The 25,148-nt window shown below is 50.5% G+C and carries 18 protein-coding genes and 2 pseudogenes; 5 read left to right on the forward strand and 15 right to left on the reverse strand.

Annotated elements, in window-relative coordinates; genetic code table 11:
- Positions 1-197: 197 nt before the first annotated feature.
- Positions 198-377, forward strand: a complete 180-nt coding sequence (locus BMZ79_RS33790) for a hypothetical protein (RefSeq protein ID WP_143089077.1) — start codon at positions 198-200, stop codon at positions 375-377.
- A 186-nt stretch (positions 378-563) separates the two neighbouring features.
- On the opposite strand, the gene BMZ79_RS25040 is transcribed toward BMZ79_RS33790, so the two are convergent.
- Positions 564-1,412 carry an ATP-dependent DNA ligase gene (locus BMZ79_RS25040; RefSeq protein ID WP_090645513.1) on the reverse strand — a complete coding sequence of 283 codons (849 nt, stop codon included), beginning with the start codon at positions 1,410-1,412 and terminating at the stop codon, positions 564-566.
- 114 nt (positions 1,413-1,526) lie between these two features.
- Here BMZ79_RS25040 and BMZ79_RS25045 point away from each other — a divergent pair, with 114 nt between their 5' ends.
- Entirely contained in the window at positions 1,527-1,742 is a 216-nt protein-coding gene (locus BMZ79_RS25045; RefSeq protein ID WP_177222326.1) for an alpha/beta-type small acid-soluble spore protein, read from the forward strand.
- A gap of 258 nt (positions 1,743-2,000) precedes the next feature.
- Positions 2,001-2,171 (forward strand): alpha/beta fold hydrolase, encoded by a 171-nt coding sequence (locus tag BMZ79_RS25050; protein ID WP_218154780.1) that lies wholly within the window; start codon positions 2,001-2,003, stop codon positions 2,169-2,171.
- Positions 2,172-2,776: 605 nt separating this feature from the next.
- Here the strand turns inward: BMZ79_RS25050 and BMZ79_RS25055 are convergent.
- From BMZ79_RS25055 to BMZ79_RS25110, 13 genes and pseudogenes are all read right to left on the reverse strand, one after another.
- Positions 2,777-3,298, reverse strand: a complete 522-nt coding sequence (locus BMZ79_RS25055; RefSeq protein WP_090645518.1) for a hypothetical protein — start codon at positions 3,296-3,298, stop codon at positions 2,777-2,779.
- 113 nt (positions 3,299-3,411) lie between these two features.
- Entirely contained in the window at positions 3,412-3,861 is a 450-nt protein-coding gene (locus tag BMZ79_RS25060; RefSeq protein ID WP_090645520.1) for a YdeI/OmpD-associated family protein, read from the reverse strand.
- Between the two features lie 29 nt (positions 3,862-3,890).
- Positions 3,891-4,688, reverse strand: coding sequence for an alpha/beta fold hydrolase (locus tag BMZ79_RS25065; RefSeq protein ID WP_090645522.1), 798 nt, complete (start codon positions 4,686-4,688; stop codon positions 3,891-3,893).
- 1,082 nt (positions 4,689-5,770) lie between these two features.
- Positions 5,771-6,211, reverse strand: a complete 441-nt coding sequence (locus tag BMZ79_RS34430) for a DsbA family protein (protein WP_177222327.1) — start codon at positions 6,209-6,211, stop codon at positions 5,771-5,773.
- Positions 6,212-6,388: 177 nt separating this feature from the next.
- The gene (locus BMZ79_RS34435; protein WP_177222328.1) at positions 6,389-6,709 is read right to left on the reverse strand and encodes an ATP-binding cassette domain-containing protein; all 321 of its coding nucleotides are present in this window, start codon (positions 6,707-6,709) and stop codon (positions 6,389-6,391) included.
- Between the two features lie 438 nt (positions 6,710-7,147).
- A pseudogene (locus BMZ79_RS25075) lies at positions 7,148-8,205 on the reverse strand (DUF3626 domain-containing protein).
- A 319-nt stretch (positions 8,206-8,524) separates the two neighbouring features.
- Positions 8,525-9,444 (reverse strand): annotated as a pseudogene (locus BMZ79_RS25080) (tRNA dihydrouridine synthase).
- An 86-nt stretch (positions 9,445-9,530) separates the two neighbouring features.
- A complete protein-coding gene (locus tag BMZ79_RS25085; RefSeq protein WP_371263792.1) occupies positions 9,531-11,177 on the reverse strand; it encodes a glycoside hydrolase family 2 protein in 1,647 nt (548 codons plus the stop codon).
- Between the two features lie 376 nt (positions 11,178-11,553).
- Positions 11,554-13,332, reverse strand: coding sequence for a type 2 periplasmic-binding domain-containing protein (locus BMZ79_RS25090; protein WP_090645526.1), 1,779 nt, complete (start codon positions 13,330-13,332; stop codon positions 11,554-11,556).
- 115 nt (positions 13,333-13,447) lie between these two features.
- Entirely contained in the window at positions 13,448-14,344 is an 897-nt protein-coding gene (locus BMZ79_RS25095; RefSeq protein ID WP_090645528.1) for a carbohydrate ABC transporter permease, read from the reverse strand.
- A 24-nt stretch (positions 14,345-14,368) separates the two neighbouring features.
- Complete coding sequence (locus BMZ79_RS25100; RefSeq protein ID WP_090645584.1) at positions 14,369-15,241, reverse strand: ABC transporter permease; 873 nt, start codon at positions 15,239-15,241, stop codon at positions 14,369-14,371.
- Between the two features lie 111 nt (positions 15,242-15,352).
- Entirely contained in the window at positions 15,353-17,341 is a 1,989-nt protein-coding gene (locus BMZ79_RS25105; RefSeq protein WP_256253103.1) for a beta-galactosidase, read from the reverse strand.
- 37 nt (positions 17,342-17,378) lie between these two features.
- A complete protein-coding gene (locus BMZ79_RS25110; protein ID WP_256253104.1) occupies positions 17,379-18,701 on the reverse strand; it encodes an ABC transporter substrate-binding protein in 1,323 nt (440 codons plus the stop codon).
- A gap of 174 nt (positions 18,702-18,875) precedes the next feature.
- Between BMZ79_RS25110 and BMZ79_RS25115 the strand changes: the two genes are divergently transcribed.
- Complete coding sequence (locus BMZ79_RS25115) at positions 18,876-20,624, forward strand: sensor histidine kinase (protein ID WP_256253106.1); 1,749 nt, start codon at positions 18,876-18,878, stop codon at positions 20,622-20,624.
- A gap of 31 nt (positions 20,625-20,655) precedes the next feature.
- Positions 20,656-22,164 (forward strand): response regulator transcription factor, encoded by a 1,509-nt coding sequence (locus BMZ79_RS25120; RefSeq protein ID WP_090645538.1) that lies wholly within the window; start codon positions 20,656-20,658, stop codon positions 22,162-22,164.
- Positions 22,165-23,120: 956 nt separating this feature from the next.
- Here the strand turns inward: BMZ79_RS25120 and BMZ79_RS25125 are convergent.
- Complete coding sequence (locus BMZ79_RS25125; protein ID WP_090645541.1) at positions 23,121-25,106, reverse strand: beta-galactosidase; 1,986 nt, start codon at positions 25,104-25,106, stop codon at positions 23,121-23,123.
- Positions 25,107-25,148: the final 42 nt, after the last annotated feature.

A 25,148-nucleotide genomic window follows, 5' to 3' on the forward strand; every position in this document is an offset into this window, starting at 1 on the left:
TTTTACTTGTTATATTATTGGTCACAGTTAACATAAATTAATATGTCCAAGATTCCCTGTTTATATTCGATTTGGAACAATTTAAGCTTCAAGTCACTCGAGACCAGATTATTAAAACTATTCTAAAGAAATTACATTAGAGCTTTATTGGAAGCGTTGCCGCCGAAGCTGCGCGTCCTCATGGCGAACCGGGAGACATGGAAAAGTGGAGCGATGTGAAAAAGAGTATCACATCGATCAGTGAAATCGAAAAACAAGTCATCGAGCAAATCGCTGAAAACGCTTCCGCGCTGGAGGCGCGCCGCATCGAGCTCGGCTGTTTGAGGCCGAACTGGCCAAGCGCTCCGGCCTCAAACAGCCGACGATCGCACGGTTAGAGGGCGAGTCGGAGATCCCCCGGCGCGATACGCTCGAACGGGTCGCATTGGCCCTCGGATTCAAGATGAAGTTCGTCAAGGATGAAGAAGCGGTCGCCTTACTGGCATAAGCACGAAGGGTCCTACGGGAGCTCTTTTTTTGTTGGCTTTATGGTACAGTCAACTGTAACAGACATACATCCCTGCTCATACGATAAACTTCACAAACTCTGGTGAACGGAGCATTCCATTTGATGTCCAGTTGCGAAATCTCACTTGGACCTTAATCAAAGGCTTTACATATACATAATGCTTATCCTGCCCATTTATTAGCTGCTGTGCGACTTTGTAGAATGACTTTCTAACGTCCGCAGGAATGGCAAGTTCAATAACCCCTACGGGCTTTCCATTGTGTTCTGCGAGCCATCCGAATTGCCTTCTAGAGTAGGCGCATATTGAAACTATTGCATAGCTGTAGTTGATTACTTTAAGCCACGTATCAGACCGTCTACTGACGTATCTTGAGTTTTTCTTCTTACAAACAATACCTTCTAAATTCTTCTGTTGAATTAATTCAAATAATGCTTTACCCTTGCCTTCAATGAACATCGTTAACTTGTAATATTGATTCGGAGTAAGTATCTTGTGTAGAATTTCCTTTCTCTCAGCAAGCGGTAAATGCATCAGGCTTTTACCATTTAGAAAAAGGATATCAAATACAAACAACTGTACGGGCATGGTCTTAAAAGCATCACGAATTTTCATGGCCTTGGTGATCTTCAACCTTTGAATAACGCCCTCAAAATCGTTCGTTCCATCATCGTTTACGACAGCTACTTCCCCATCCAAAACAACATCTACTCCATCTGGAACAGGCACATTGAAGAGTTCGGGATATTGCCTAGTCACTTCATTATTATGTCTTGTATACATTTTCACATGCCCATTGATGAAAGAAACAATCAGACGATGCCCATCCATTTTAGGCTCAAAAAACCAGTCAGATGAATCGAAGGGTTCCTCGACTTTTTGAAGTAACATTGGTGAGATAAACATGTGATCCCCTCCATCTCACCATTTTATCACGGCTATTTATCAAAATTGTCGGTAATTTATGCATAAGCTGCCCATCAGCACCACACAATAAATTTACCAAGGAGGTGAATCGAAATGGCACGTCGTTCTAACCAATTGGTAGTACCTCAAGCAAAACAAGGCATCGCACAATTGAAAATGGAAGCCGCTCAACAACTTGGTATCCAGTTCCCTCAAGATGGTTACTACGGTAACATGACGACTCGTGATACGGGGTCACTGGGTGGCTACATAACGAAAAGACTTATTCAAATCGCTGAACAACAATTGAGTGGCAATGTAAGAATTTAATCAAAAAACCACCTTCCTATTGGAGGGTGGTTTAAGATCTATTTGGATATTTAGTAACTTCTCCTATTAAATTCAGATCTAACGTCTCTGAGATCAGTAACTGTGGAACTAGAGTAACTCTTTTGTTTATTTAACTCCCCAACGATTCCTCTTGAGTCAACTGAAGAAGGCATCAAATACTTTGCTTCGAATTCCTTTATCAACTCATCCCTCATATCTGTGCCTACAAGAGTCCAAGAAACGAAGCTCAAGGTGCCCGTGAAAGTCGTATGGGGCGAAAAGGATAGCTATGTCAAGAAGGAAATGGGCGTCGAGTTCGCTGAGCGTAATAATTTAGAGCTAACGATTCTCCCTGGTCTCGGCTATTATCCGCATCTGCAGGGACCAAAACAGACCGCTGATGAGCTTCGAGCCGAAATCGAGAGTTAATGCCGGTCAAACTCGCAGCGGTACGGACTTTCCGCCACAAGCTTTGATTGCGCCGTGTCGGCCCTGCCAAAATTTTCGTACTATTATTTTTCCAGGAGATCGTCGGCGTATGATGCGTTTGTTCGTAATAGATCGTTCGTACAGCATCATATTAACAATCACATAACCCCACCAGCAGCGCCACCATAAGTACGATAAAATGCTTGGGCGCTAAACGCCCCGTCTGGTGACTCAATAGGTGAATCAACGGGCGTACCTTTAGTATAGTGAAAATCATAGGATTATTGACGATAAAATACATAGGAGGCAATCAAAACAAGGCATATGCCAAAAATGTACGTTGATAAAGAGGGTGATACTATGAGAAAGCTTGTTAAATACATAACGGTCGTTAGCATCATGTACTCTCAATTACTTAACAACTGAAACCACGCCACTCCAATAGCTTTAAAATTACTTGGATTACATCTTCCCAAAAGTGAAAAATCTTTTGAATTGTCCTATTTACTAAATTACTCTTCCATTAGCTGAACAAAGACAACCGAGGCGGTTGCCTTTGTGTTTGAGCTATCGATCCTCGTTAGTTTAATGATGCCCCCTCTACTCTACCCTCTAGCTTGTGCCAGATTTAACAAATCCTTTAGATTGTGATTTACGTCATATTTTACTTTCCATTTTCCATTGACCTTGATCATCGTCAATACACCTGTTAATTTTATTTCCTTCGAAGTACCTTGGTCATTTGTAAGCACCAAGACCAGGTCATAGTCCAGACCCAGGACTCCATTTTCTTCATCCTGTGCCGATTCGAAGTGAATTTTATCAGCTTTTATACTCGACTTTTCCGACCGAGCTATTTGCAATGATAAACCAGTAACACGGTTTGCAATTTGACTGTTAAAGAAGTCCTCGGTTACATATGGCTTAGTTTCATCCGCTATTGCTTGGATATCTTCAGGAATAATGACTTTATGGTAACCATTCACTTTATACTCGATTTCTTTGTATTTAGTTGCAACTTGAATTGCATCTTTTTCTTCTGGATTTTCATTGCTACATCCCACGAGAATAGAACAAATGAGAAAAAAAGTGATGACTGTAACCTTACTTAAGTATTTTTTCTTCATGATCCATCCTCCACGCAAATTCCAGATTTAAATAGGAAGCATGTTTAATGTGCTGCTTAAGCGAGAATCACAGTGGAGGCGATTCGCATCCATTGTAATTCTCGATCCCATAATTATTGGATACGCCCCTCGTTTAACAAACATATTACTTTGTCGATACGCCGCTGCCGTGTTTCCGCAGTCTTAGCCTCCTCGATGTTGAGGACGAACCGCCGCTTGTTGCTATAAGATAACCCTTCAAAAAACCGCTTCGCCTCCGCCTTACTATCAAGCGCTTTGGAGAAGTCTTCCGGAACGGCAAGCTCCCGGGGCTCGGTGTCCAGTTCAATATTCACATCAACCTCATCGCCCGCGGCGACACCAGCTCCTGTTCGAACTTCTGCACTGACCGGAATCAAGTATTTTCCACCCATAGACCCGACTGTCGTACGATACGAGTGTCCGCCTATCGTGACGCGAACAGCTGGCCGCTTGCTTGATCCGAGGCTTGTCATGACCTCATCCGGAACCGAAATGCCTGTCGCTGTCCTTTTGCTAAGCTCGATGGTGGCACGAAATTTCATTAAATTCCACTCCTCCTATTTATTGATCCTTATTCGTTGAAAAATGCCGTTAGCACCGGGGCGAGGGCTGCCGGTTTTACAATGTGCGTCTGTCCTTCCAATGTCCGATACTTCGCATGGGAGAGAACGTTCGCGAGCGCTCGCATCGCATTGCGCATCCAAACCGGGCTTTTGCTGCCTTCCACTACGAGCACAGGTACCGTAACGGATGACCACTGACTAGCTGGCAACGGTTTTCCTTTTTGTTGCTCTACCGTAAGTAGTGTATCGTAAGGCAGCGTATGCGCGACAGCCTTTAACTTTGACCATGCGGGCATGAATTGCATCATGGCGACAAAAATGGCCGGGACACCTACGCCTTTGCTCATAAAGTATTTAACTGCAGCGCCTCGACGGCCTGAAGAGAGCAGTTCATTCATCTCCAGCAAGTAACCGTCCGGTACTGGAGGGCGGCTGTTATCGACGACGAACGGCGCTTCGTACAATGCTACCCTCCGAATTGCTGGAATTCGTTTCGCCGCCTCCAGAGCAAGCGCTGCACCGGAGGAAATTCCGTATACGAACACCGCTCCTCCGTCTTCTACAATCAGAGCTTCTATATCTTCAACCTCTCGTTCGATTGAATACGGTTTCTTATCTCCGCTGTCGCCTCTTCCTCGACGATCATAAGTTATTACTGTAAAATGTTGAGCCAGTAGCGCAGCCAGTGGTCTGTTCGGCCCGGAATCTCGGTAACAAAGCGCGCCATCAACGAGAATCAGCGCAGGTCCGTTGCCTACCTTATCGTAAGCAATATTTGTCCCGTCTTTAGAAATGACTTCTTTCATGGAAATCTCCTTCTTTACTTGTTTGGATTTGCGTAAAGGCTGCACCACAATTCTCAGACATTATGCGTCGTCTGCAACGTCATACGCTTATATGACTATGATTATCATAATAAATCGCTTCGGTATTTACCTTATACACTTACGACGAACGTGATTTGACGAAATCGACACATTGAAATATTTTTTTAATGGCTTCTTTAACAGCCGATTTCACTCCTAGTAAGCACTCGACTACTTTCACCTTCTTTGGAAATCATCGAAAATAATATCATACCCCTTACTATTCGGATAGATTGCATCCCGAGTAGCTTTAAAAATGGAATCGTGCCCCGTTAGCACGGAGTATCGGGAGACGTTACGCAAAAGAGCTCGGACCCGTTCCGTTAGAAACACCGACTTCCACCCCTTAGTTAGATGGAACGAAGGAATGAAAGGGCTATGACCCGTTGAGACATGGGAGCGAGAATCGCTAGGGCGAAGTGGAGACGTGCGTATATGGAACAATATGGGTGACATGCAATTCACCTTTATTCCCGCATGCCCAATTCTCCATCTCCCGGCCACCGAATCCTCGATCATCCTTTTCTTCAACTTAACTATGAGATGAAATCCTGCGAATTCATGAGTCTGAGTGAGGTAACTGAATCATTTCAAGGGAGCGTAATGAATCTTCCGAATACTTCGAGGTGTAATATGATCTTATGAAAAGTTAATTCTTCATTGATTCACTCATTCAGTATATTTCTAAATTTAAACTGACTGACAAATTATCTTGTCAATATCAACAACAATTATCTTTTCAAGTTCTGATAGTACCGCGATTCTTAACAAAACAACTAAGGGCAAGCAGACTGTCACTTCATTTAATGATTTGGAGATTGCTTTCGTTGAGTTATGACGAAAAGAATATACCGCCCAAAGTCCAATAAGGATTTTGGGCGGTTTATTGTTCTGCCTATTTCGCTTGAACTGCCTGACTGTTCACGGTCTGCCTGTCTACACGCTGTTCTAAAAATACTTTGTAATTGTTCTCGACAATGCTTTCATAATATCTCTTTCTTACAAATACTTATTGGCTTTACTTATTGAGATGCTTGGTTAAGAGCATTTATAAATACCTCTGTTGGTTGTGCCCCGGATATCGCGAATTTTCTATCAATGACAAAGAAAGGTACTCCTGTTATCCCTAATTGCTTTGCTGTGGCTTCATCTGAACGCACTTCGTTAGCATATTTGGATGGATCATGGAGAACTGCCATTGACTCGTCCCTATTCATTCCAACTGATTCTGCAATATCTGCTAATGTATCATGCGTTCGTCCGGCACATAAGGCTTCCATCGTCCCGAAGGCTTTAACCGAGCCTTTTGCAACGACGGCAAGCGAGTCGCACACCTGTTCAACCGTCTCCATTACATGGCTAGAGAAGAGAACGGAACCACCGTTATCCACGAATTTGCGAATAATTTTCTTGATGATCGAAGCGGAGACCGGATCGACGGCTTCGAACGGCTCGTCGAGCACCAGAAACCGGGGGTTGATGCAGCAACGCTACAGCTAGCGCTATCTTTTTGCGCATGCCCGTGGAATAGTCGCTAACGTAGCGATCCTCGGCTTCAACGAGGTCAAGTATCTCTAGCAAATCATGCGAGCGCGCCTTCACGGTATTCTCGTCCAATCGGCGAAGCAGGCCTGCGTATTTTACACCTCCTTGCCGGTTAGCCGTTCGGGCATCGACAATCCGTCGGGCAGTACGCTGATCATTTCTTTGGCGCGACCCGGTTCCCGCCAGATGTCAATTCCGAAGATGAGGGCCGTGCCTTGGTCCGGGCGAAGCAAGCCCGTGGCCATCGACAGCGTCGTCGTCTTGCCGGCACCGTTCGGACCGATTAGCCCGAAGAACGACCCTGCATGGACGAGAAGATCGATTCCGTCGACCGCCGACTTCTTGCCATAGGTTTTACAAAGTCCTTGCAGCCTTAGCGCGGGGAGTCGATCATGCGCATCATTTTTTATCGTCATTTGGTTAACCTCATTTTCGGCTAATCGCCTAGTTAGTACGTCATCTCTGTAATTAACTGTGATAAATAAGGAAAAAAATGTTAATTAGGTTGAGGCCAGTATATCACAGTTCGCCCTCCCTGCACATGTACCTTTTACACTACCGTTAGTGCAACGAAGGCAGCCGATCGTTCAGAGGCCAACTGAGATGGGAAACGTTCTGACTTATATATCTAAGAATTGAACTAAACTGCCGTTGAGCTATCCTGCCCGTTAGCGCAACGATGGCAGCCGGTCGTTCTGAGACCGGCTGCCATCGTGTATTGTTGAACGAAGAAATAACGGTAACTCAAACCTTCCCGTTAGAAGACGTTCAATTATTACGGTCGCTTTTCTCTTCTTAATTACAGCATGCAATCCTAAAATCTAAGTTCGAACCATTACAGCCAGTCTCGATTGTCAATCCGTAGCATGCGGTTTACCAAAACGAACTAAAACATGCCATAGCAATTTTAACTCTTGAAGTACCTCTGCATAGCTGCCTCTGTCGCTCCAATTTGCTGGATTGCGATGTAAATCATTTACCGCCTCTCCGATAATCCTTGCGTTAATATAGCCATCCTGTTCTATCCGTCTGGCTAAAGCGGGCATGGTCGGCCCTCTAAAGTCCGTTGGCACCTCTTCCACCTTCAGATAATATCCTGCATTCCAAATTAACTTAATTGAATAGTTCATGCATAATAGCTCTAACATGCTGCCAATTGGCGTTCCTTTAAACGAAGGATCGGCAACTAAGATTTCTACGTCATCCTTAAGCGATATTTCACCATGTATTTGAGCTTCAATATAGTGGTCAAGGTTGTGCCTAGGCATAAGATTTATAGGATTCGGATAGGGTTTATCAAGATCATATAAAAGACGATGAATGAATTTGCTAGGGATTAGACCTCCCTCACCTAAAGCAAATTCCCGAGAAAACGTATCTTTCAGCAGCGCTGCCATGATCATATCGAATTCCTCATATGTCCCTTTTTCAGGTCGATCCGTGTAAGAATCTCCGTATGTGAAGGTTGAACGCCAGGATACACGGGGGGATAGGAGGAAAAAGCACGAGCCAAATCGCGGTGAAGGCCCGTCTACGTGTGACATGACATCAAGTGAACCGTATTTGGGACGTTCATGGATGGTCGCACCATCTATATGGTAAGTACCATTGAATAAATGCTTCTCCCAGAGATCACGTGCTCCTCCTAAGAAAGCAGTAGGGCTCCCATTGGATATATGGGTTTCGAACTGACTCTTATACGTACCTTGTTCAAGGAGTCCTTGTGCGACGCAATTCGTATCTGCGAGCGGGCGATCGGGATGAAAATGTAATGCGATTCTTGCATTGGACCGGAGTTTGGAAAGCGCATTTTCATAGGTGTCCCAATGGATATTTGACATCTGTAATATCTCATTAATAAGAGTTGTAGCTTCTTTTTTTCGGTAAGCGCGTGCTCACGAATGTACTTCATCGATAAGCTTTGCGAATTCGTTAGTTGTTTGTTATCCAACAACTTTCATCATCTACCTTTCTTTAAATGCCGGTAGCCCTGCATAGCGCCTCCTTTGATAATAACACATGTCGAGTCGTTCATCTTGCCTCGTTTCCTTTCACACTTACGACGTCTTAACAGTTCGCCCACGCATGCCGAATGCGCCGGCAAAAGCAGCTAATCCGGTTTGAATTTCAACTCATTCCCATCGAGCAAAAGAAAACCGCCTCTCCTAGAGGCGGCAGGCGGAGCTGCGGTAATCGATTCAAAAGCTCGTCGCCAGCAAGCCCTTATCCATCTAATTTCCATGTTCCTCAGCCCCATCATGCTCCTTGCCTTCATATTTATTCAGCAATACATGCACTTCACTTTTTGATTTGGCGTTCATCAAGCTGGTTCTGAGTTCACTTGCCCCTCGAAACCCACGGACATAGATTTTGAAGAAACGGGTAAGCGCACTAAACGAACATTGATCATGCAGACCCAGATGGAGCCGCAGCAGATCAATCATTTCCGCACTGCTATGCTCCTACGGCTCTGTCTCAAATGCATATGGATTTTGAAAATTACCGCGGCCAATCATAATACCGTCGACACCGTATTGCTTAGCAAGCTGCAGACCGATTAACGGTCAGGGATATCCCCGTTAATGGTCAGAAGTGTATCTGGCGCCACCTCATCACGAAGCTTCCTTCTTTTTCTCCGGAATCAGTTCCCAATGAGCTTTTACTTTGCTCATTTCCTCTCTTGTCCGAAGATGAATGGACAGATTCACAATGTCTTGTTTCAAAATATGGGTAAACAGTCATGCCATTCGTCTAGGTCACTAAAACCGAGCCTTGTTTTTACACTGACAGGCAGTCCTTCGGCTTTGGCGGCTTGGATGGTATCCGCTGCGATTTCAGGACGGCAGATCAGACCGCTGCCCCTTCCATTCTCTGCTACATTCGCCACTGGACAACCCATATTAATATCGATGCCTTTGAATCCTTCTTTCGCCATGCCGATGCTTATTTCACGGAAAAATTCCGGCTTATCTCCCCAGATATGTGCTACAATGGGCTGTTCATCTGGGGTGAAAGTCAAGCGACCACGTACACTTTTGTTCCCCTCTGGGTGACATTAACTCTCCGTAGTCGCAAACTCCGTAAAATACACATCCGGTCTGCCCGCCTCACTTACCACATGGCGAAAAACAACATCTGTTACATCTTCCATGGGTGCCTACAAACAATCAGCAACCGCTCTTTCAGCTTCTTTCTGTCCCACTTCATCAGCGCGAGCGATTCAGACTTGCCGCGCTGTTATTGACCGATATAATACTTCCTCACCACGTCGGAAACCAGCTTAGGCCGGCGATATTCATCGACTACGCCTTTGCTGTTTTTTGTCATCGCGCGGGTGAGTAGCCATCCGGTTGCTTCTGTGACCCTGCAATCGCAGAATTGCCAGATGAACAAGCCCGATAAATACGGGCGCTTCAAGTAGGCGATCAGGTTAAGCTCCAGGATGTCTGCCTGTCGTTCCTCAGAGCCCTTCACCCTGGCCGGAGAACGAAAGCCGTAGTAGCCGTCCGCTCCGAACTCGCTGATGATCATCGGCTTCCCTTTGCCGCCGAGTTCGTCCGCCCATGCCCTTGCTCGGTCGCATAATTCGCCGGGGTCTTCATCCGTATACCACTGCGGATACAAATTCACGGAGACGACGTCCGCGAGATCGAAGCATTTCTCTTTCTCGCGGTGATGCGAGGCGAAGGTAAGTGGACGGCTGGAGTCTAGCCTGCGGATTTGATCCAGCTGTCTACGGTAATGCTCGCGTCCTTCCTCCGTATCACTTGCGCACTCGTTCAGAATCGCCCAAAGAATGATCGACGGGTGGTTAACATGCTGCGTTACCATTTCGTTATTGACTGCTTCGCATTGCGAAATGAAGTTCGGATTACGCATCTGTTCGATGCTGAGGCCGCGGGCGTGATTCTCCTCCCAGACTAACCATCCTTGCTCGTCGCACAGGTCCAGGAAGCGCTCATCGTTCGGATAATGGCTTGTTCGGACGGCGTTCACACCCATTCCCTTCATGATTTCTAGATCGCCGACCATGAGAGAAAGCGGCAGCGAAGGTCCGGCCAAGGCATGATCTTCATGACGATTGAACCCCTTCAGGAAGACGGGCTCGCTGTTGAGCAGAATCGCGCCCTTCCGTGCGTGGACGACCCGGAAGCCGACCCGTTCCACCAAATCGTCCACTGGCTCCGCCACTCCCGGCAGCATCAGCTCCAGTTGCAACTCGTATAGCTGAGGCGTCGAGCCCGACCAAGGGATAACGTCCGCGAAACGAAACGTACGCGTTACCTTCGTTACCTTCCCGGGACCGGGCAGCAGCGTTATCGAACCGAAATCCAAGATTTCCTGCCCTAATGTCCCCCGAAGCTGAACGGTCCTAGCGTAAGGTGAATCGTTGCACACGGCGGCCGTGATTTCTCCGCTCCAGCCGGACTCGTCGCAAGACGGGATAAACCTTATGTCCTCTAGATAGCAGTCGACGATCTTCTCCAACGCAACGGGCCGGATCAGGCCGCCGTACGTGTAATAGTCGTTCGGGACATGCAAGGAAGACGCTTCGCCGAACGAATTGTCCGCCTCGACACGCAGCTCGTGGAGCCCCGGCTTTACGCCTCGCACTTTGGCCGTGAAGGCTGTATAAGCATTATAATGCTCGGTGATCAATTCCCCGTCGAAGAAGACTTTGGCCGTATGGCTGACGCCCTTAAACACCAATCGCAAGGAGACCGCTTCGTCGATCCGGATCATCCGTCTGTAGACGGCCCGCCCACGATACGTAGCGAGCTCCGGATGCTGTTCCCAGCAGCCGGGGACGACAAGCCTGTAAGGATATTCACCGTTATCCTCCTCATTTCCAGGCAGCGTTGCGAAATCCCATAAACCGTCCAACTCGGTTACAGGCCTAATATGATGTGTCTCAAATAATCTGATCATTTCCGTTTCCCGTCCTTCCGTGTGCCATTGTTCACTCCGCAAGCTGGGAATAATCGCACTCGTGCTTCACAAAGTATGTTTAATCTCTCATTCAAGCATCGCAACGTTCCACTCGTTATCATTTCGGTTCTGTTCGCGGTATTGCGTCGGTGTCATGCCTGAGCTCCCTTTGAATATTTTATTGAAAATAGGAATGCTGACAACCGACCTTATCAGCCTCCTACCTCGACCGGACTTCCACCGGCAAGTGCTTAACTTGGCTAGGCGCTAAATTATAAAGGGCTGACTTCCCGAACCGACGGGGTCGATTCGGGCGGCAGCCCATGTCTGATTACGATTGCTTGCGCAGCTCGAATACTTTCTTCGTCTGTTCGACCGTCCAGTCGATGATCTCGTCATAGCCGAGACCTTTCGCCTTCTTAATCATTTCTTCCTTCAGCTGGTCGTATTGCGCGTCGTCGTTGGCGTAGATCATCTTCCAAGAGTATTCCTTGATGACCGCGCCGACTTGGTTCAGCTTCTGCGACAGCATCGTGTCCATAACCGCCGGTGCTTCCGTCGAGGAAACCGCATTGTTGACGGCGATTTGGTTGTTCTTCGTCAGCAATTCTTTCGGAGTCAGGGCACCCGTTGCTTCGCGCCACGATTTATCAACCGGGTTCGGGTTATCCTTCAGCACAGACGACCACATATTCCAGTCGTACGGCTCACCCGTATTCGGGTTCGTCGTCGTCGTCTTCAGCGTTGTGTTGTTGATTTGCGCAGCGCCGTCCTTGTACGTGCCGCCGCCGAACTCTGCAGGAACCTGCTGCGACGTGTCTCTCAGCGCTTTCTTGCCGAAATCGGTCAGCGCGGCTTTACCGTCCTTCATTTCCCACGTCAGGCCTTCCGGTCCGTTCAGCGTCGTCATCATGCCTTCCGGTGTATACAGCCAGTTGATGAATTCCATGATCCGCTCCGGATGCTTCGCCTTGGCGCCAATCGCCCAGACGCGGTTGCCGCCAAACGGCGAGTAACCGTAGGAGTAGATCTTCTGCGCGCCGATGCCGACCATCTCAAAGCCCTTGCCCGCGTCCGTGTGGTTAGGCGTATTGTAGGCGCTGTCCTGCCATGGAAACCAGGAGAACAGTACTTGGCCGTCTTTGTACTTATTGACGACGTCATCGAACTTCTGGGTCATGGAGTCCGGATCCAAGAGGCCCATTTTGTTGGCGTCGTAGTAGAATTTCAACGAACGTAGGTAGTAGCTGTTGTCTTCCAGGATGCCTTGGTATTTCTCTTCGTTCGCGGAAATCTCAAGCAGCGTGCCTTGGTTGAAGCCGTCGGAAATGTCATAACCGTAGATGGTTCCCGGCTGCTTCGCGAGCGTCATGTAGCTGCCGTCCCAGTCGCCCCACAGCGAGAGACCGTAAGTCGGTTTGCCGGAATCGCTCTTCGGCTCCAGCTCCTGCATTTTCTTCAGAACAGGCAGGATGTCTTCCATCTCCGTCATCTTCGGGTTGCCGAGCTTCTGGTACAGATCCCAGCGCATATCGATCTGGTATGTCATCGTGTTGCCTTCGGAAGGGCCGGAAGGCATGTTCGACGCATCATGTCCGACGCCGTATACCGCTTTGCCGTCGCCGAAGTTCTTCTTGTTCTTCTCGATCGCTTGGGGAACGTTTGCAAGAATGTCTTTGCCGTATTTCTCGAGCAAGCCGTCCTTCGTCCAATCCAGCAGCAAGCCCGCCTTGATGGCGTCACGATACTCTTGGCCGTCATTGCCGAACACGACAAGGTCGCCAAGGTCGCCCGATGCCATGAGCGTCGCGAATTTCGCTGCGCCGCCCGCGAGGTTCGGAGCCGTAATGTTCATTTCAAGACCGAATTTGTCCTTCAGGACCTTGCCGTACCAGCCGCCCTGCGTGCCGGCGAAGTTCGCGAGCTGCGAGAGCACCTCGATCTGATACGTTTCTTTCGGTGCGTTTGCGTTGCCGGTACCTGCTGCCGCGTTGCCGCCTGCATTTGAACCTGCATTGCCCGCATTCTCTGCGTTGCCGCAAGCCGCTACTCCCATCATCAGAACAGTTGCGGCCGCGACGACTTTCAAATTTGTAAGCGCTTTATACATGTTGTACAAGACCTCCCTAGGTTGAGTGAAATCCTCATTTCGAACAACAAGCTTACGGAAAATCTAAGGCGGGCCTCACCCCTTTCAATAAAGTCGGAGGAGCCGGGGCGGAAGGTTATCCCTTCACGGCCCCGATCATGATCCCTTTGACGAAGAAACGCTGGAAGTACGGGTAGACCAGCAGAATCGGCAGCACGACGATCATGGACACGGTCGTCCGAATCGAGGTCGACGTCTGCATGTTGGCCAAGTCGAGGCCTTGGCCCCCCGAAGAGTTCCGCACGATGGCCGCCAGCGAGGACGCCTCGTTCATATATTTGTAAAGCACGTACTGCAGCGTGAACAACTTCTCTTTGGACATGAGGAACAGTGTGTCGGTGAAAGAGTTCCACTGCGAGACGGCCGAGAAGATGGCAATCGTCGCCAGAATCGGCGTGATCAGCGGGAAAATGATCCGGGTGAAGATGACCCAATAGCCCGCGCCGTCGATCTGGGCAGATTCCTGAAGCGCCAGCGGAATCGACTCCACGAACGTCTTGACCAGGATGACGTAGAACGGCGAGACGATCGCCGGCAGAATGTACGCCAGGAAGTTGTCCGTCAGGTGCAGGCTGCGCATCGTCATGTACCATGGGATAATCCCTGCGTTAAAGTACATCGTGATGACGAGGAACCGGTACCACACCTTCCGTCCCCACATCTCCTGTTTGGTGAAGAGGAACCCCAGGAAGGCTGCCCCGCATACGGATACCGCCGTGCCGATGACCGTCCGGCTGAGCGATATGAATCCGGAATGCATGAAGTTCGGAAGATTCAGCACTTGCGAATAATTGCTGAAATGGACCTCCTTCGGATAAAAGGTGATCAGTCCCTTGCTGCTCAAGTCATTGTTGCTGATCGTATTGATGAACAAGTAATAGAACGGAAAAATGCAGAGCAGCGCGATGAGTGCGAAGACGATGTAGTTCACGGTATGGAACGCGACGTCGCTCGAGCTAAGTTTCTTTTGCATACGTGTCTCTCCTTGCTGATCGGATTAAATGATGCTCTCGCCTCGGAGCAATTTGGACATGCCGTTCGCGAAGAACAGTAGGATGATGCTGATGACCGACTTCAGCATGCTGACCGCGGTGGCGAACGAGAAGTTGTTGCCGACCAGGCCGGTATTATAAACGTAGAGGTCAAGCACCTCGATATGGTTCTTGTTGATCGCGTTCTGGAAGACGAAATACTGCTCCAGGCCGTTGTTGATGAAGTTGGCGATCGTCAGCAGCAGCAGGACGAAGTACGTTGGCATAATACCCGGTACGGTAATGTTCCAGATGGTGCGGAACCTGCCTGCGCCGTCCACCCGGGCGGCTTCGTACAGCTCTTGATCGATCCCCGCGATCGCGGCGATGTACAAAATCGCTCCCCATCCAAGTCCCTTCCACAGATCCCACAGCGCCATCTTCAGCCATGTGTGGCTATCGGAGGCGAGGAAGCCGATCCCTTTGTCGATAAAACCCAAGTTGATCAGAATGTGGTTCACAAGCCCGTTATCCACCGAGAATAGCATGAAGGCGAATGAGTAGACCAAGACCCAGCTGATGAAGTTCGGCAGCGTGGTCAGAATTTGGACGTACTTCTTGAAGCGCTGCGATCGCATCTCGCTCATGAAGATGGCGAAGATGACCGGCAAGACGGAGGCCAAGATGTTCAACGAGCTCATGGCCATCGTATTTCGCATGACGCGCAGCACTTCCGCCCGCTGCGTCGGATTGCCGAATATCGATCTGAACCACTCCAGGCCGACGAAGTCGGACACGGCCAGCGGGATGCCCGGCCGGAAGTTATAGAAAGCGTAAGTCCAGCCGTACAGCGGCATATAGGAGAATATAAAGACCAGCAGCAGAAACGGCAGTGCCATCAGGAACAGCTTATATTTGTTGCGGATTTCGAACGCCCGTTTCTTGACCGGTACTGCGCCCGGTCCGGATTGCGCTTGGATGGTATTGGACACTTCGGAACCTCTCCTTGTTTAACGGTATGATAAAATGTCGACGCCGAACGGCTTCAGCGAAATGCGTTCGGTTGCGGTTCCCTCGTACAGGATACTCTCGTACGCCCGGTCCAGCACGATCGTCTGGTCGGAAGTCGTAAAGTTGGTCAGGAACAGATACGAGGCATCGTCGCTTCGGCGAACGGAAGCCTGCACCCCTTCCGGAAGCCCTTGAATATGCGGAATATTCAAATTGTTCAGGATGCCGCAGAACAGGTCGGCCAGGAAGTCATGCCCGAAATTCGCGCCGATGTAATAGACGGACCCGCTGCCAGCCCGGTTGACGCTTACGGCCGTTCTACCGGCGTAGTACTCCGAGCGGTACCAGCCGATCGGCTCGGCTCCGGCCGGCTCGATAATGTCGGCCCACTGCGAGCAGAGATACGTTTTGCCGTTATTCATCTGCACGGGCACCGTGTCCGAGGAAAGCGCGTCCCACTCCTCCACGATCAGGCCCGCGCATTCGGCCAGCGGTCCCGGTACCTCCATCGGCCAGACGGTATTATTGAGATTCTTGATCCCGCTGCGGCACGTCAGAATCAGTGTGCCTCCCGAGTCAGCAAACGCTTTCAGCCTCGCGGCGATCTCTTCGTCCATCAGGTACAGATACGGCGCCACCACCAGCTTGTAGCCATCAAGAGGCTCCGTCCAGTGCAGCACGTCCGTACCTGCTCCCAGCCGGACAAGCGCGCCGTGGTAGGACTTCAGGATGCTCTCGTACTGAAAGCCGCCTTCGATATGCGGCTGGATCTGGAAAGCGCGGTGCTGCTCATGCGAATACAGGATTGCCGTCTCGCTCGGCACGGTCGTACCGTCCAGAAGACCGGACAGCCGATTCACTTCGCCGGAGAGCTGGAGAAACTCCGCGTATCGATGGGCCGGCGGCTTGCTGCCGTGATTCAGCAGGCCGGTTGACAGCTGCTCGCCGCCGGCAACCGCGCCCCGCCAGAGGAAGTGCACGATATTGTCGGCGCCTCTGCCGATGCTCTGCCACATGACGGCCCGCATGAATCCCGGCTGCGCCGTCCGTCCCATCGGTCCCCAGCAGCCGCCCGACGTTCCGCCAGTAATCGTCTCCATGAGCCAGAAGTTGCGGTGCTTCAGGCCGCGCGTCCGGTCGAGGAAGAAGGCGCCGCTGTACGGCGAAGTGGGCAGCCGCTTCGGACTGCTTGTAATGTAATAATCGGTCGACGCAAAATCCAATTCCTCGAAGAGGCTGTTATAATCGATCGGCAGCGGCGACTCCCACATGTTGTGGGTAATGAATTGATTCGGGCAGTGCCGGCGGAGAATATCGATCTGAATCCGCTGATAGTCCACGATCGACTCGTTCTGGAACCGGTGATAGTCGAGCTGGAAGGACGGATTCAGCTGAATCCTGCCGCCGCGCGGCGTATGCACCTGGCTCCAGCTGGAGTATTCGCCGCTCCAAACCACAAGGCCCCATTCCCGGTTGACGTTCTCCAATGTGCCGTATTTCCGCTGCACCCATTCCCGGAACTTCGCGTCGCAGGAGCAGCAGTTGCATAACGTCATTTCGAATTCGTTGTCGGTCTGCCAGCCGATCACGGCCGGATGTCCGCCGTAACGGACGGCCAGTTCGGTGACGATCCGCTCCGTACGTATGCGGAAGGACGGGCTGTTGACGCACCGGTGGCCGCGGATTCCTTCGTAACGCGGCTGCATGCCGCTCTCGATCAGGTATGCGTCCGGATACTTCTCCATCAGCCAGTTGGGCGGAGCGGAGGTCGGCGTTCCGAGAATGACGTCGATGCCGTGCCGGCGCATGACCCCGATGGCCCTGTCGAGCCAACCGAATTCGAACCGGTCCTCATCCGGCTCCATCCGGCTCCACGCGAACTCGCCGATTCGGACCATGGAGACGCCGGCTTCCTTCATCCGGCCTGCATCGGCCTCCCACATCTCTTCCGCGTCCCATTCGGGATAGTAGTCCATACCGATTCTCATGCCCATTCCCCCTTGTAACAGCTTTCTTCCACCCGGTTTACCAGAAACCCAGCGCCTGTTTCTCTTTCATCAGCTGCTGGAAGCGTTTATCCCATTTGACCCACACTTCATGAGCCGTGATCCCGCCCGCGAACATTTCCTGCAAATATTTCCATTTGTCTCCCGGATCTACGGTCTGGCTGGAAGCGGCCGTCATCACCGTCCGCCCCGGCTTGATATATCGCTCAAAGATCTCTTGCTTATAAGCCGGCTGTTCCGGGGTCGCAACATCGCGCAGATTCGAGATAAAGTTGCTACGGTCTATAATCTCCTGCGCCACTTTCTGCGACGCCAGGAATTCAAGGAAGCGCTTCGCTTCGGCCATGTGCTTTGCTTTCTTAGGGATGAACAGCTGGCCCCCAAGCGGGCTGATCGCCAGATCCGCCCCTCTCGCATAGGGGACCGGGAACAGCCCGAGGTCCATCGACGGGTCCTTCTGGAGGACGTCGGCGATGAACCAGTCCCCCATCGTCATCATGGCCGCTTTCTCGCCGATGAATGTATCGACGGCCATATCGTAGCTGTCTCTTAGAACGTTGCCGTTCGTATAACCCAGCTTATAGAGGTCGTATTGCTGCTGCGTAATCGCGGTTAACGCCGGAATGTCCGCGGACTTTCTCCGGCCCGCATTGATATCGGACCATAGCATCGGGTCGTTCTTCTTCGCATAGTCGGCGAAGGCGGAGCTTGTCCATAGCTCGGTCGCCCATGCGTCCTTGAAGGGCATGAAGAATGGCGTGATGCCCGCCGCTTTGATGGCCTCGCATACCTTCAGAAGCTCCTCGAAGTCCTGCGGCACTTTTAGGCCAAGCCGACGGAAAATTTTCTTATTATAAACGATCCCTTGTTGCCCGGCGTCTTGCGTGAGATGGAAACCGTACATACGGCCGTTATAAGATAGCTGCTGCCTGCTCACCAGCCTGGGAGCCCAAGGTTCGCCGTCAAGGGCCTCGAAATTATTCTCGAGGTTCAGCTCGAAAGCGGCTGTGTTCAAGTTATACAAGATCAGGTCCGGCGCCTCTCCGACGGCCAGCTTGGTCTTGAGCACGGAAGACACCTGCTCGGTGGGCAGAAGCTGAAGCTTGACACGGATTCCCGTCTGCTTCTCGAATTCGCTCGTCACCGCCTCGGAGACAAAGATGGCGTTCTTCGAGCTCTTGGTCATCGCCAGTTCGATGGTTTGCGTATCGTCCCCCACCTGCTCCGGCGGCACCATATACGAATTCAACTCTTGTATTCCGGGGCCGGCGCATGCTGCAGAACTCAGTAGCATTCCTCCTAGCAGCAATCCTTTGGCCAGTCTTCTCCATTGGTTTCTCACGATGAAACCCTCCACAGCGTCACTTGAATTATAAAGCCAGCCGCCGTCAGCGTACATGTTCGTGGTTGACTCTTTATGTGTATTATTGTGAACCGCCATCGGTTGCCTAACATGCCGGTCAGTGCTATATTTGGTGATAAATCTCAAGATTCGTCCAGAAAGGAATTGCTGCCGGTGATCCGTTCGTTCTTAAGAAAACGGCCTCAGTTCAGTCTCCGCGGCAGGCTGATCGTGATCTTCAGCCTGCTGCTCGCGCTGGTTCTCGGCAGCTTCCTTATCTTTACGAACCTGCTCGTCATCAAGCCGACCAAGGAACGAACGATCAAAGACACGCTGCTAGCGACAGCAATGATCTCCGAGCGTCTCGACGACTATATTGATACGCAGAACCAGCTGTCACAGCGCATTCTCTCGAACCGCGCGATCTTCTCGTTCGGCGCGCTTACGAGGAAGTCCCAGAGCGCAGAAGCCCTGAACCAGAACCGGGTACTCAGCGACATTATGTTTCAAGCCGTAGGGCCCAGCCAGAACATTCGCGATATCGTCATCTATGGTCTCAAGGGCGAGGAAGTCGCCACGTATATCGGTTACGAAGCACCGCCGCCCCTCAAGCCGGTGCTGGCCGACTTCGAGTGGAGGCGCCGGCTTCAGACCAGCGCTTATTTGATCCATTCTGGAGAAGGGTTGCCCGTCTCGTTCATCCGCTCCATTATCGACATCAACGGCACCGTCTACGGCTATCTGTCCATTCTGATGGACGACACCGACTTGCGTAAGCTGTCCGATGCGGGAAATCTTGGCTCCGTCTACGTGATGGATGACCGGGACGGGCTGGTGATTCAGTCCCGCAGCGGCGACTTCGAGAAGGATCGCGGCAATATTCGGCCCGCTGCGAAGGAGCAGGGGATTTACACGGATTCGCAGAACCACTATATTGCCTATTATAAGTCTTCACATACCGGATGGACCGTATATACCGTCATTCCGCGCGAATCCGTGCTCGGTTCGGTCAACTCCGTCCGGAATATCGCGGTTATCCTGTTCGTCTCGCTCACCTTGTTCAGCTTCCTGTACATTCATTTTACGTCCAAGAGTCTGGTACTTCCGATCCGCAAGCTGCGCAGGCAGGTGCTGCAGATCAGCTACAGCAACTTGAGCCTGAAGACGGACAGCCGGTTGTACAACAACGATTTCTTCCTGTTCAACGAGGCCTTCCGCGAGCTGCTCGACCGGCTGCAGTCCTCCATCGAACGGGAGAAGCTGGCCCTTCACGAGGAGGTCATGGCGAGGAACTCAGCGCTGCAGGCGCAGATCGCGCCACATTTTATTCATAACGTACTGTATTTGATCAGCATCGCCGCGCAGGAAAACCGCACGAACGTCGTGACCGAGATGTGCAAGCACCTCTCGGAGAGCCTGCGGTATATCGTTAGCTCGCCCTACCAGCATGTGACGCTGCGGGATGAGATCGAGCATACGAAGCATTATCTGGCGCTGATCCAGCAGAAGTACGAGGACGATCTGGAATGGGAGATCGACATGGACCCCGCCGCGGAATCCATTCTGCTTCCACGTCTCATCATTCAGCCGTTCGTGGAGAACTGCATCGAGCATGCCTTCGAACAGACGGACCCGCCGTGGCGAATCCGGATCAAAATCAAGCTCTACAACGGATTGTGGGCCATCGAGATCAGCGACAATGGCCAAGGCTTCGACGAGGAAGACATTAAGCGGACGCTCGAGCGAATCAAAGCCGAAAGCTCGGCTGAGCAGCCGGTGAAGATCGGCAGCATGGGCATCGTGAACACCGTGGGCCGACTGGAGCTGATGTACCGGAACCGGTTATTCTTCAATATGTACAACGGGGAGAACGGCGGCGCCACGGTTCAAATCATCGCGTCGATGACGAAGGATTTCTACTAAAATTAGCCTGGAGGGAAGGAGGAGAGCGACCATGTACCGAGTCCTCATCGCGGAAGACAGCAAGCCGATTATGCGAAATCTGAAGGAGTTGATCACAACGTCGGGGCTGCCGGTCCAGATCGTACATACGGCCTCGAACGGCGCGGACGCGCTGGCGGCATTAAACGAGCAGGAAGTCGACATCCTGCTGACGGACATCCGTATGCCGAAGATGGACGGGCTCGCGCTAATCAGTGAAGCGAAGAAAATCAACTCACGGCTGAAAGCCGTCCTGATCAGCGGGTATAACGATTTCGAATATACGCGGAAGGCGATCAATCTTCAGGTGTCCGACTACTTGCTGAAGCCGATCGAACGCAGCGCTTTAATCGAGGTCATAGAGAAGGTCATTGCCCAGATCAGGGAGGAATATGAGGCGGAATTCACGGGACTTAGCGGCATCATCGATCCGGCAGCCGGACCGGAGCAGATGCTGGGGACGGAGTTCTTCCGAGACAAGAAGCTTGTCCTGATGATGCAGCTGCAATACTTCTGTCCGTCCGTACTTGGGTGGAAACCAGAGCAGGTTCAAGACCTGCTCGGCCGGGCATTCGCGCCTCATCCCTTTTGGGTGTTCGCGGCGAAGAAGCCGCGGCTGCTTCTGACGCTGACGGATCCGGCCTTCCTTGACGAGGCAGGTCCGACGGAACGCCTCGAAGACATTCGCGCAGCATTAGAGGAAGCTGGCATGTCGGCGTCGATCGTCGGCCGCTTCTATCCCGTGAATCCGAAGGAGTTTGCCGGCTGCAGCCAGGCATTGTCCGAGCTGCTCGACAGCCGGATGACCATCGCGGAACCTGTCCTGGCGGACGAGGCGCACTCCGCTTCTCGTTCAGCCGACGCCGCCAAGGATGCGGAGCGGATAGCCGCCCGTTACGTTGATATGATCAGCAAGCTGCAGAAGGAGCCGTTTCTCTTGCAGCTCTCCGAACAGCTCGCCAAATGGGGCAAGAAGAATCTGCGTATCGCGCTGTTACACCGTATTGTTGAATACCTCGTGAATGCTTTCCCGTCTTTGGAAAAAAATTATGGAGAGTTCCATTCCAGCGTGCAGCGGCTCTATGACCTGCCGAGCTACACGGACTTCTGCGCAGGGCTGCTGGACCTCTTTGAGCAGCGGTTCACCGAGGAGCAGTCGCTGAACAAGAAGGGCGGCTACGAACTGTTCCGCAAGATCGACGCCCATCTCAAGTCCAATCTCTACACGCCGTTGTCGATGAACGATCTGGCTGTCGCCTTCCACGTCAGTCCCTCCTATATCAGCCGAGTGATGAAGAAGCATTCGAACACCACTCTGATGCAGTACTATTTGGACCTGAAAATCGCCGAGGCGCGCAAGGTCATTCGATCGAATCCCACCATCAAAATCAAGGAACTGTCGGACGCGCTCTGCTTCTACGACCAGCACTATTTCTCCAAAGTGTTCAAAGAATATTCAGGGTGCAGCCCGACGGAGTATAAGGTGACCGTGAAGGGGCACGACGAGACGAAGCAGGGCTAAAGCGATTACGTGGTTGAGCCTAGACTTATATGGTATATACCTCATAACCGCAAACTCACGCACGCCCACACATTTTTCAGCTCTTCTCTTAAACGCTAAAAAGAGAGTACTCGCACTGGTATTCTCTTTCGCGTTACTTCACCACTGCAGCCCGCCAAGGGTGGCGCAGTTCCTGCGAGAATAATTTCCTTCAATATTGCTTCAAGTAAAACATCTGCGTTTATGTATTTCATGAATACTCTATCCCTTACAATATTGGTTTTTAGGGAAGCAAAGTTATAAACGGGTTCCAGCCATGGATGGTTACAGCGGTTTCATGAGCAGGTGTTGCCGACCGTTTACTTCCACACCTGAAGTCATCAGGGAAAATAATAGTTCTCTTCCTCTTCTCTCCCCTTAGGGATCAACCTCAAAATATAATTATTTCGTATTGCCTCGGAAGCGCCGGACTTAAAATCATTGGCCCTCCGATATTCAATTCTCCTTAACGGTGTTCATTTAGGTACATGGACAAGCCGCGCTGACTTCGAAGGGCAGCGCGAGGCAAATATACACCTTCTTGGTGATTCGAAACGTGAATCAGTACGGCTTGTGGAAGACAATCGTTATGAACAGCACCGGAACATTCATGGACGGAGGACGGATGTTTGACGTTACCATTGCAGACATTCGGCTGCATCAACTTTCTGGACACTTCGATTTACAGTCGATGAACGAAGTGAGAACGTTGGTGGCATAACGCTCTATGATGCCGGTTTTTGGAAACCATGACAGGGGCATTGTGATCCATATTCACCTAGTCGACGATCATGTCTGACATTGATTTGTGTTCTTGTAATCGTCCTTTACAAGCTATCTATGCAAAATACCCCTTCTGGCAAAAGGGGCATCTGCTAATAGGACTTGCTTCGTATGTTATTATGCAACCAATATAATGATGAAATAAGTTAAAATATTTAGGTGCTTTTCATTGGAAGTTCTACAATTTCGATTGCATATGGAGCCATCGTTAGTACTTGGCCGATTTCTCTTTCATTTAGAAGACTATAGTAAACCCGATCAAGCGTCACAATCTGTTCCTTACGAGTAAGGTTCATTAGGAACAAATATCTCGTAGACCCTTTTACACGTGTCGAAATCTGAACACCTTCTGGCAGGTCAGAGATAAACTGAAGGCCCAACTTCACTGCTGCATCCTGAATAAAGTCCACATAGAAGGCTTCTTCAGGAACCGTTCCCAAGTAGCAAACCTCACCTTCGCCGAATTTATGGACGGTCGCAGCTGTCTTGCCAGCGAAGAAATCGTCTTCGTACCATGCCACCGACTCAGCAGTTTGAGGTGTTAGGATATCGCACCATTGGCTGCAGGAGTAAGTCTTATTCCGCCAGCTGAAATGGTGTACATCCCTTCCTATCGGGTCATACTCAGCTACAGTGACGCCTGCCGCATTGGAGAGCGGTCCAGGCAACGGTTGGATCCAACATACGTTATTCAAGTTCTTCACGCCAGTTCGAGGCGTCAATACCAGCATTGCACCGTTCTGGACACAAGTTTCTAAACGAGAGGCAAGCTCTGGGTCGAGCAGGAAGAGCGAAGGAGCCACAATTAGCTTATATCCGCTCAGGTCATCTGACTCATTCAAAACATCTGTCACGATGCCGAGTTTAGTGAAGGCACGATGAATCGTTTTCAGATTATCGAAATAATCCATACCATCTACCTGGTATTGAATTTGAAACGCATTATATTGATCGTGCGAATGAAGAATAGCCACTTCGCCCCGCACTTCCGTTCCTTCCAACAACGGAGCAAGCTTCCGAACTTCACCACACAACCCGCGGTATTCCTCGAATCGTCTGCCAGGCACGTTACTGTGATCGATCAGGCCATGCCAGAATTGCTCAGCTCCCGATGGAGCGCTTCGCCACCGGAAGTGTACAAGCGTATCCGCACCGCGTGCGATGCTTTGCCAAGCAAAGGCACGGATAAATCCAGGATGAGGCGTTCGCCACATTGGCATCCAGCATCCCGGAGGTCCGCTAATCGTCTCCATGATCCAGAAATTCTGCCGTTTAATTCCGCGGGTCAAATCCAATGTCAATGCTCCGCTGTATCCACTCGATTCGGCCTTTTCCGGATTTGTGCTCGGATAATAATCAAGCGAAACGAAGTCTAGATTCTCGCAAAGCTTGTAATAATCTAGCGCCATCGGATAACTCCAAATGTTATGCGTAATAAAATGATTCGGACAATGTTTTTTCAAAATGTTCAATTGCAGTTGTTGGAATTCAACTAGAGAATCAGTCTCGAATCGTTTGTAATCCAACACAAAGGATGGATTCTTATAGTTCATTCCTCCAAGCGGAGTTGTTATTTGAGACCAATCGCTGTACTCTCCACTCCATACAACTGTACCCCACGCCGCATTGATGGCTTCGATCGAATCATACTTCTCTTGAAGCCACGTACGGAACCGCGCATTACAATGCTCACAGTTGCACTCATTCAGACTAAACTCATTATCAGTCTGCCAACCGATGACAGCCGGATTATTCGCATAATGAAGCGCAAGCTTTTCTACGATTAAAGCCGAATAGTGTCTCATGGAAGGACTGTTATAACAACGGTGTCCTCGAATTCCGGGATAACGTGGATGCAGCTTTTCATCCCGTGGCAATACATCAGGATACGCATTCACGAGCCAATTCGGCGGCGTGCAGGTCGGCGTTCCGATGACCACTTGTATACCACGTTTTGCAAATGTATCAATTGCATCATCAAGCCATGTGAAATCGTATCTGCCTTCAGTCGGTTCAAGTCTGGACCAGGCGAATTCGGCTACCCGAATCAAGCTGACGCCTGTCTCTTGCATGAGCTTTGCATCTTGCTCCCACAACGAGCGGTCCCAATGCTCCGGATAGTAATCCACACCCATTCTCATGTTTAGATCCTCCGTTTTCTAATATCATTATTTTGCATTGAT

Origin of the sequence: Paenibacillus sp. UNC496MF (assembly GCF_900113915.1) — a bacterium.
In the GTDB taxonomy this organism is placed as follows: domain Bacteria; phylum Bacillota; class Bacilli; order Paenibacillales; family Paenibacillaceae; genus Paenibacillus_Z; species Paenibacillus_Z artemisiicola.

Bases quoted from the DNA above. Each gene is read 5' to 3' on its own strand.
- BMZ79_RS25095 (WP_090645528.1), bottom strand. From the start codon at position 14,344: ATGCAAAAGAAACTTAGCTCGAGCGACGTCGCGTTCCATACCGTGAAC.
- BMZ79_RS25100 (WP_090645584.1), bottom strand. From the start codon at position 15,241: ATGGCACTGCCGTTTCTGCTGCTGGTCTTTATATTCTCCTATATGCCG.
- BMZ79_RS25125 (WP_090645541.1), bottom strand. From the start codon at position 25,106: ATGAGAATGGGTGTGGATTACTATCCGGAGCATTGGGACCGCTCGTTG.
- BMZ79_RS25060 (WP_090645520.1), bottom strand. From the start codon at position 3,861: ATGAAATTTCGTGCCACCATCGAGCTTAGCAAAAGGACAGCGACAGGC.
- BMZ79_RS25065 (WP_090645522.1), bottom strand. From the start codon at position 4,688: ATGAAAGAAGTCATTTCTAAAGACGGGACAAATATTGCTTACGATAAG.
- BMZ79_RS33790 (WP_143089077.1), top strand. From the start codon at position 198: ATGGAAAAGTGGAGCGATGTGAAAAAGAGTATCACATCGATCAGTGAA.
- BMZ79_RS25040 (WP_090645513.1), bottom strand. From the start codon at position 1,412: ATGTTTATCTCACCAATGTTACTTCAAAAAGTCGAGGAACCCTTCGAT.
- BMZ79_RS25090 (WP_090645526.1), bottom strand. From the start codon at position 13,332: ATGTATAAAGCGCTTACAAATTTGAAAGTCGTCGCGGCCGCAACTGTT.
- BMZ79_RS34435 (WP_177222328.1), bottom strand. From the start codon at position 6,709: ATGACGATAAAAAATGATGCGCATGATCGACTCCCCGCGCTAAGGCTG.
- BMZ79_RS25105 (WP_256253103.1), bottom strand. From the start codon at position 17,341: ATGAGAATCGGTATGGACTACTATCCCGAATGGGACGCGGAAGAGATG.
- BMZ79_RS25120 (WP_090645538.1), top strand. From the start codon at position 20,656: ATGTACCGAGTCCTCATCGCGGAAGACAGCAAGCCGATTATGCGAAAT.
- BMZ79_RS25045 (WP_177222326.1), top strand. From the start codon at position 1,527: ATGGCACGTCGTTCTAACCAATTGGTAGTACCTCAAGCAAAACAAGGC.
- BMZ79_RS25055 (WP_090645518.1), bottom strand. From the start codon at position 3,298: ATGAAGAAAAAATACTTAAGTAAGGTTACAGTCATCACTTTTTTTCTC.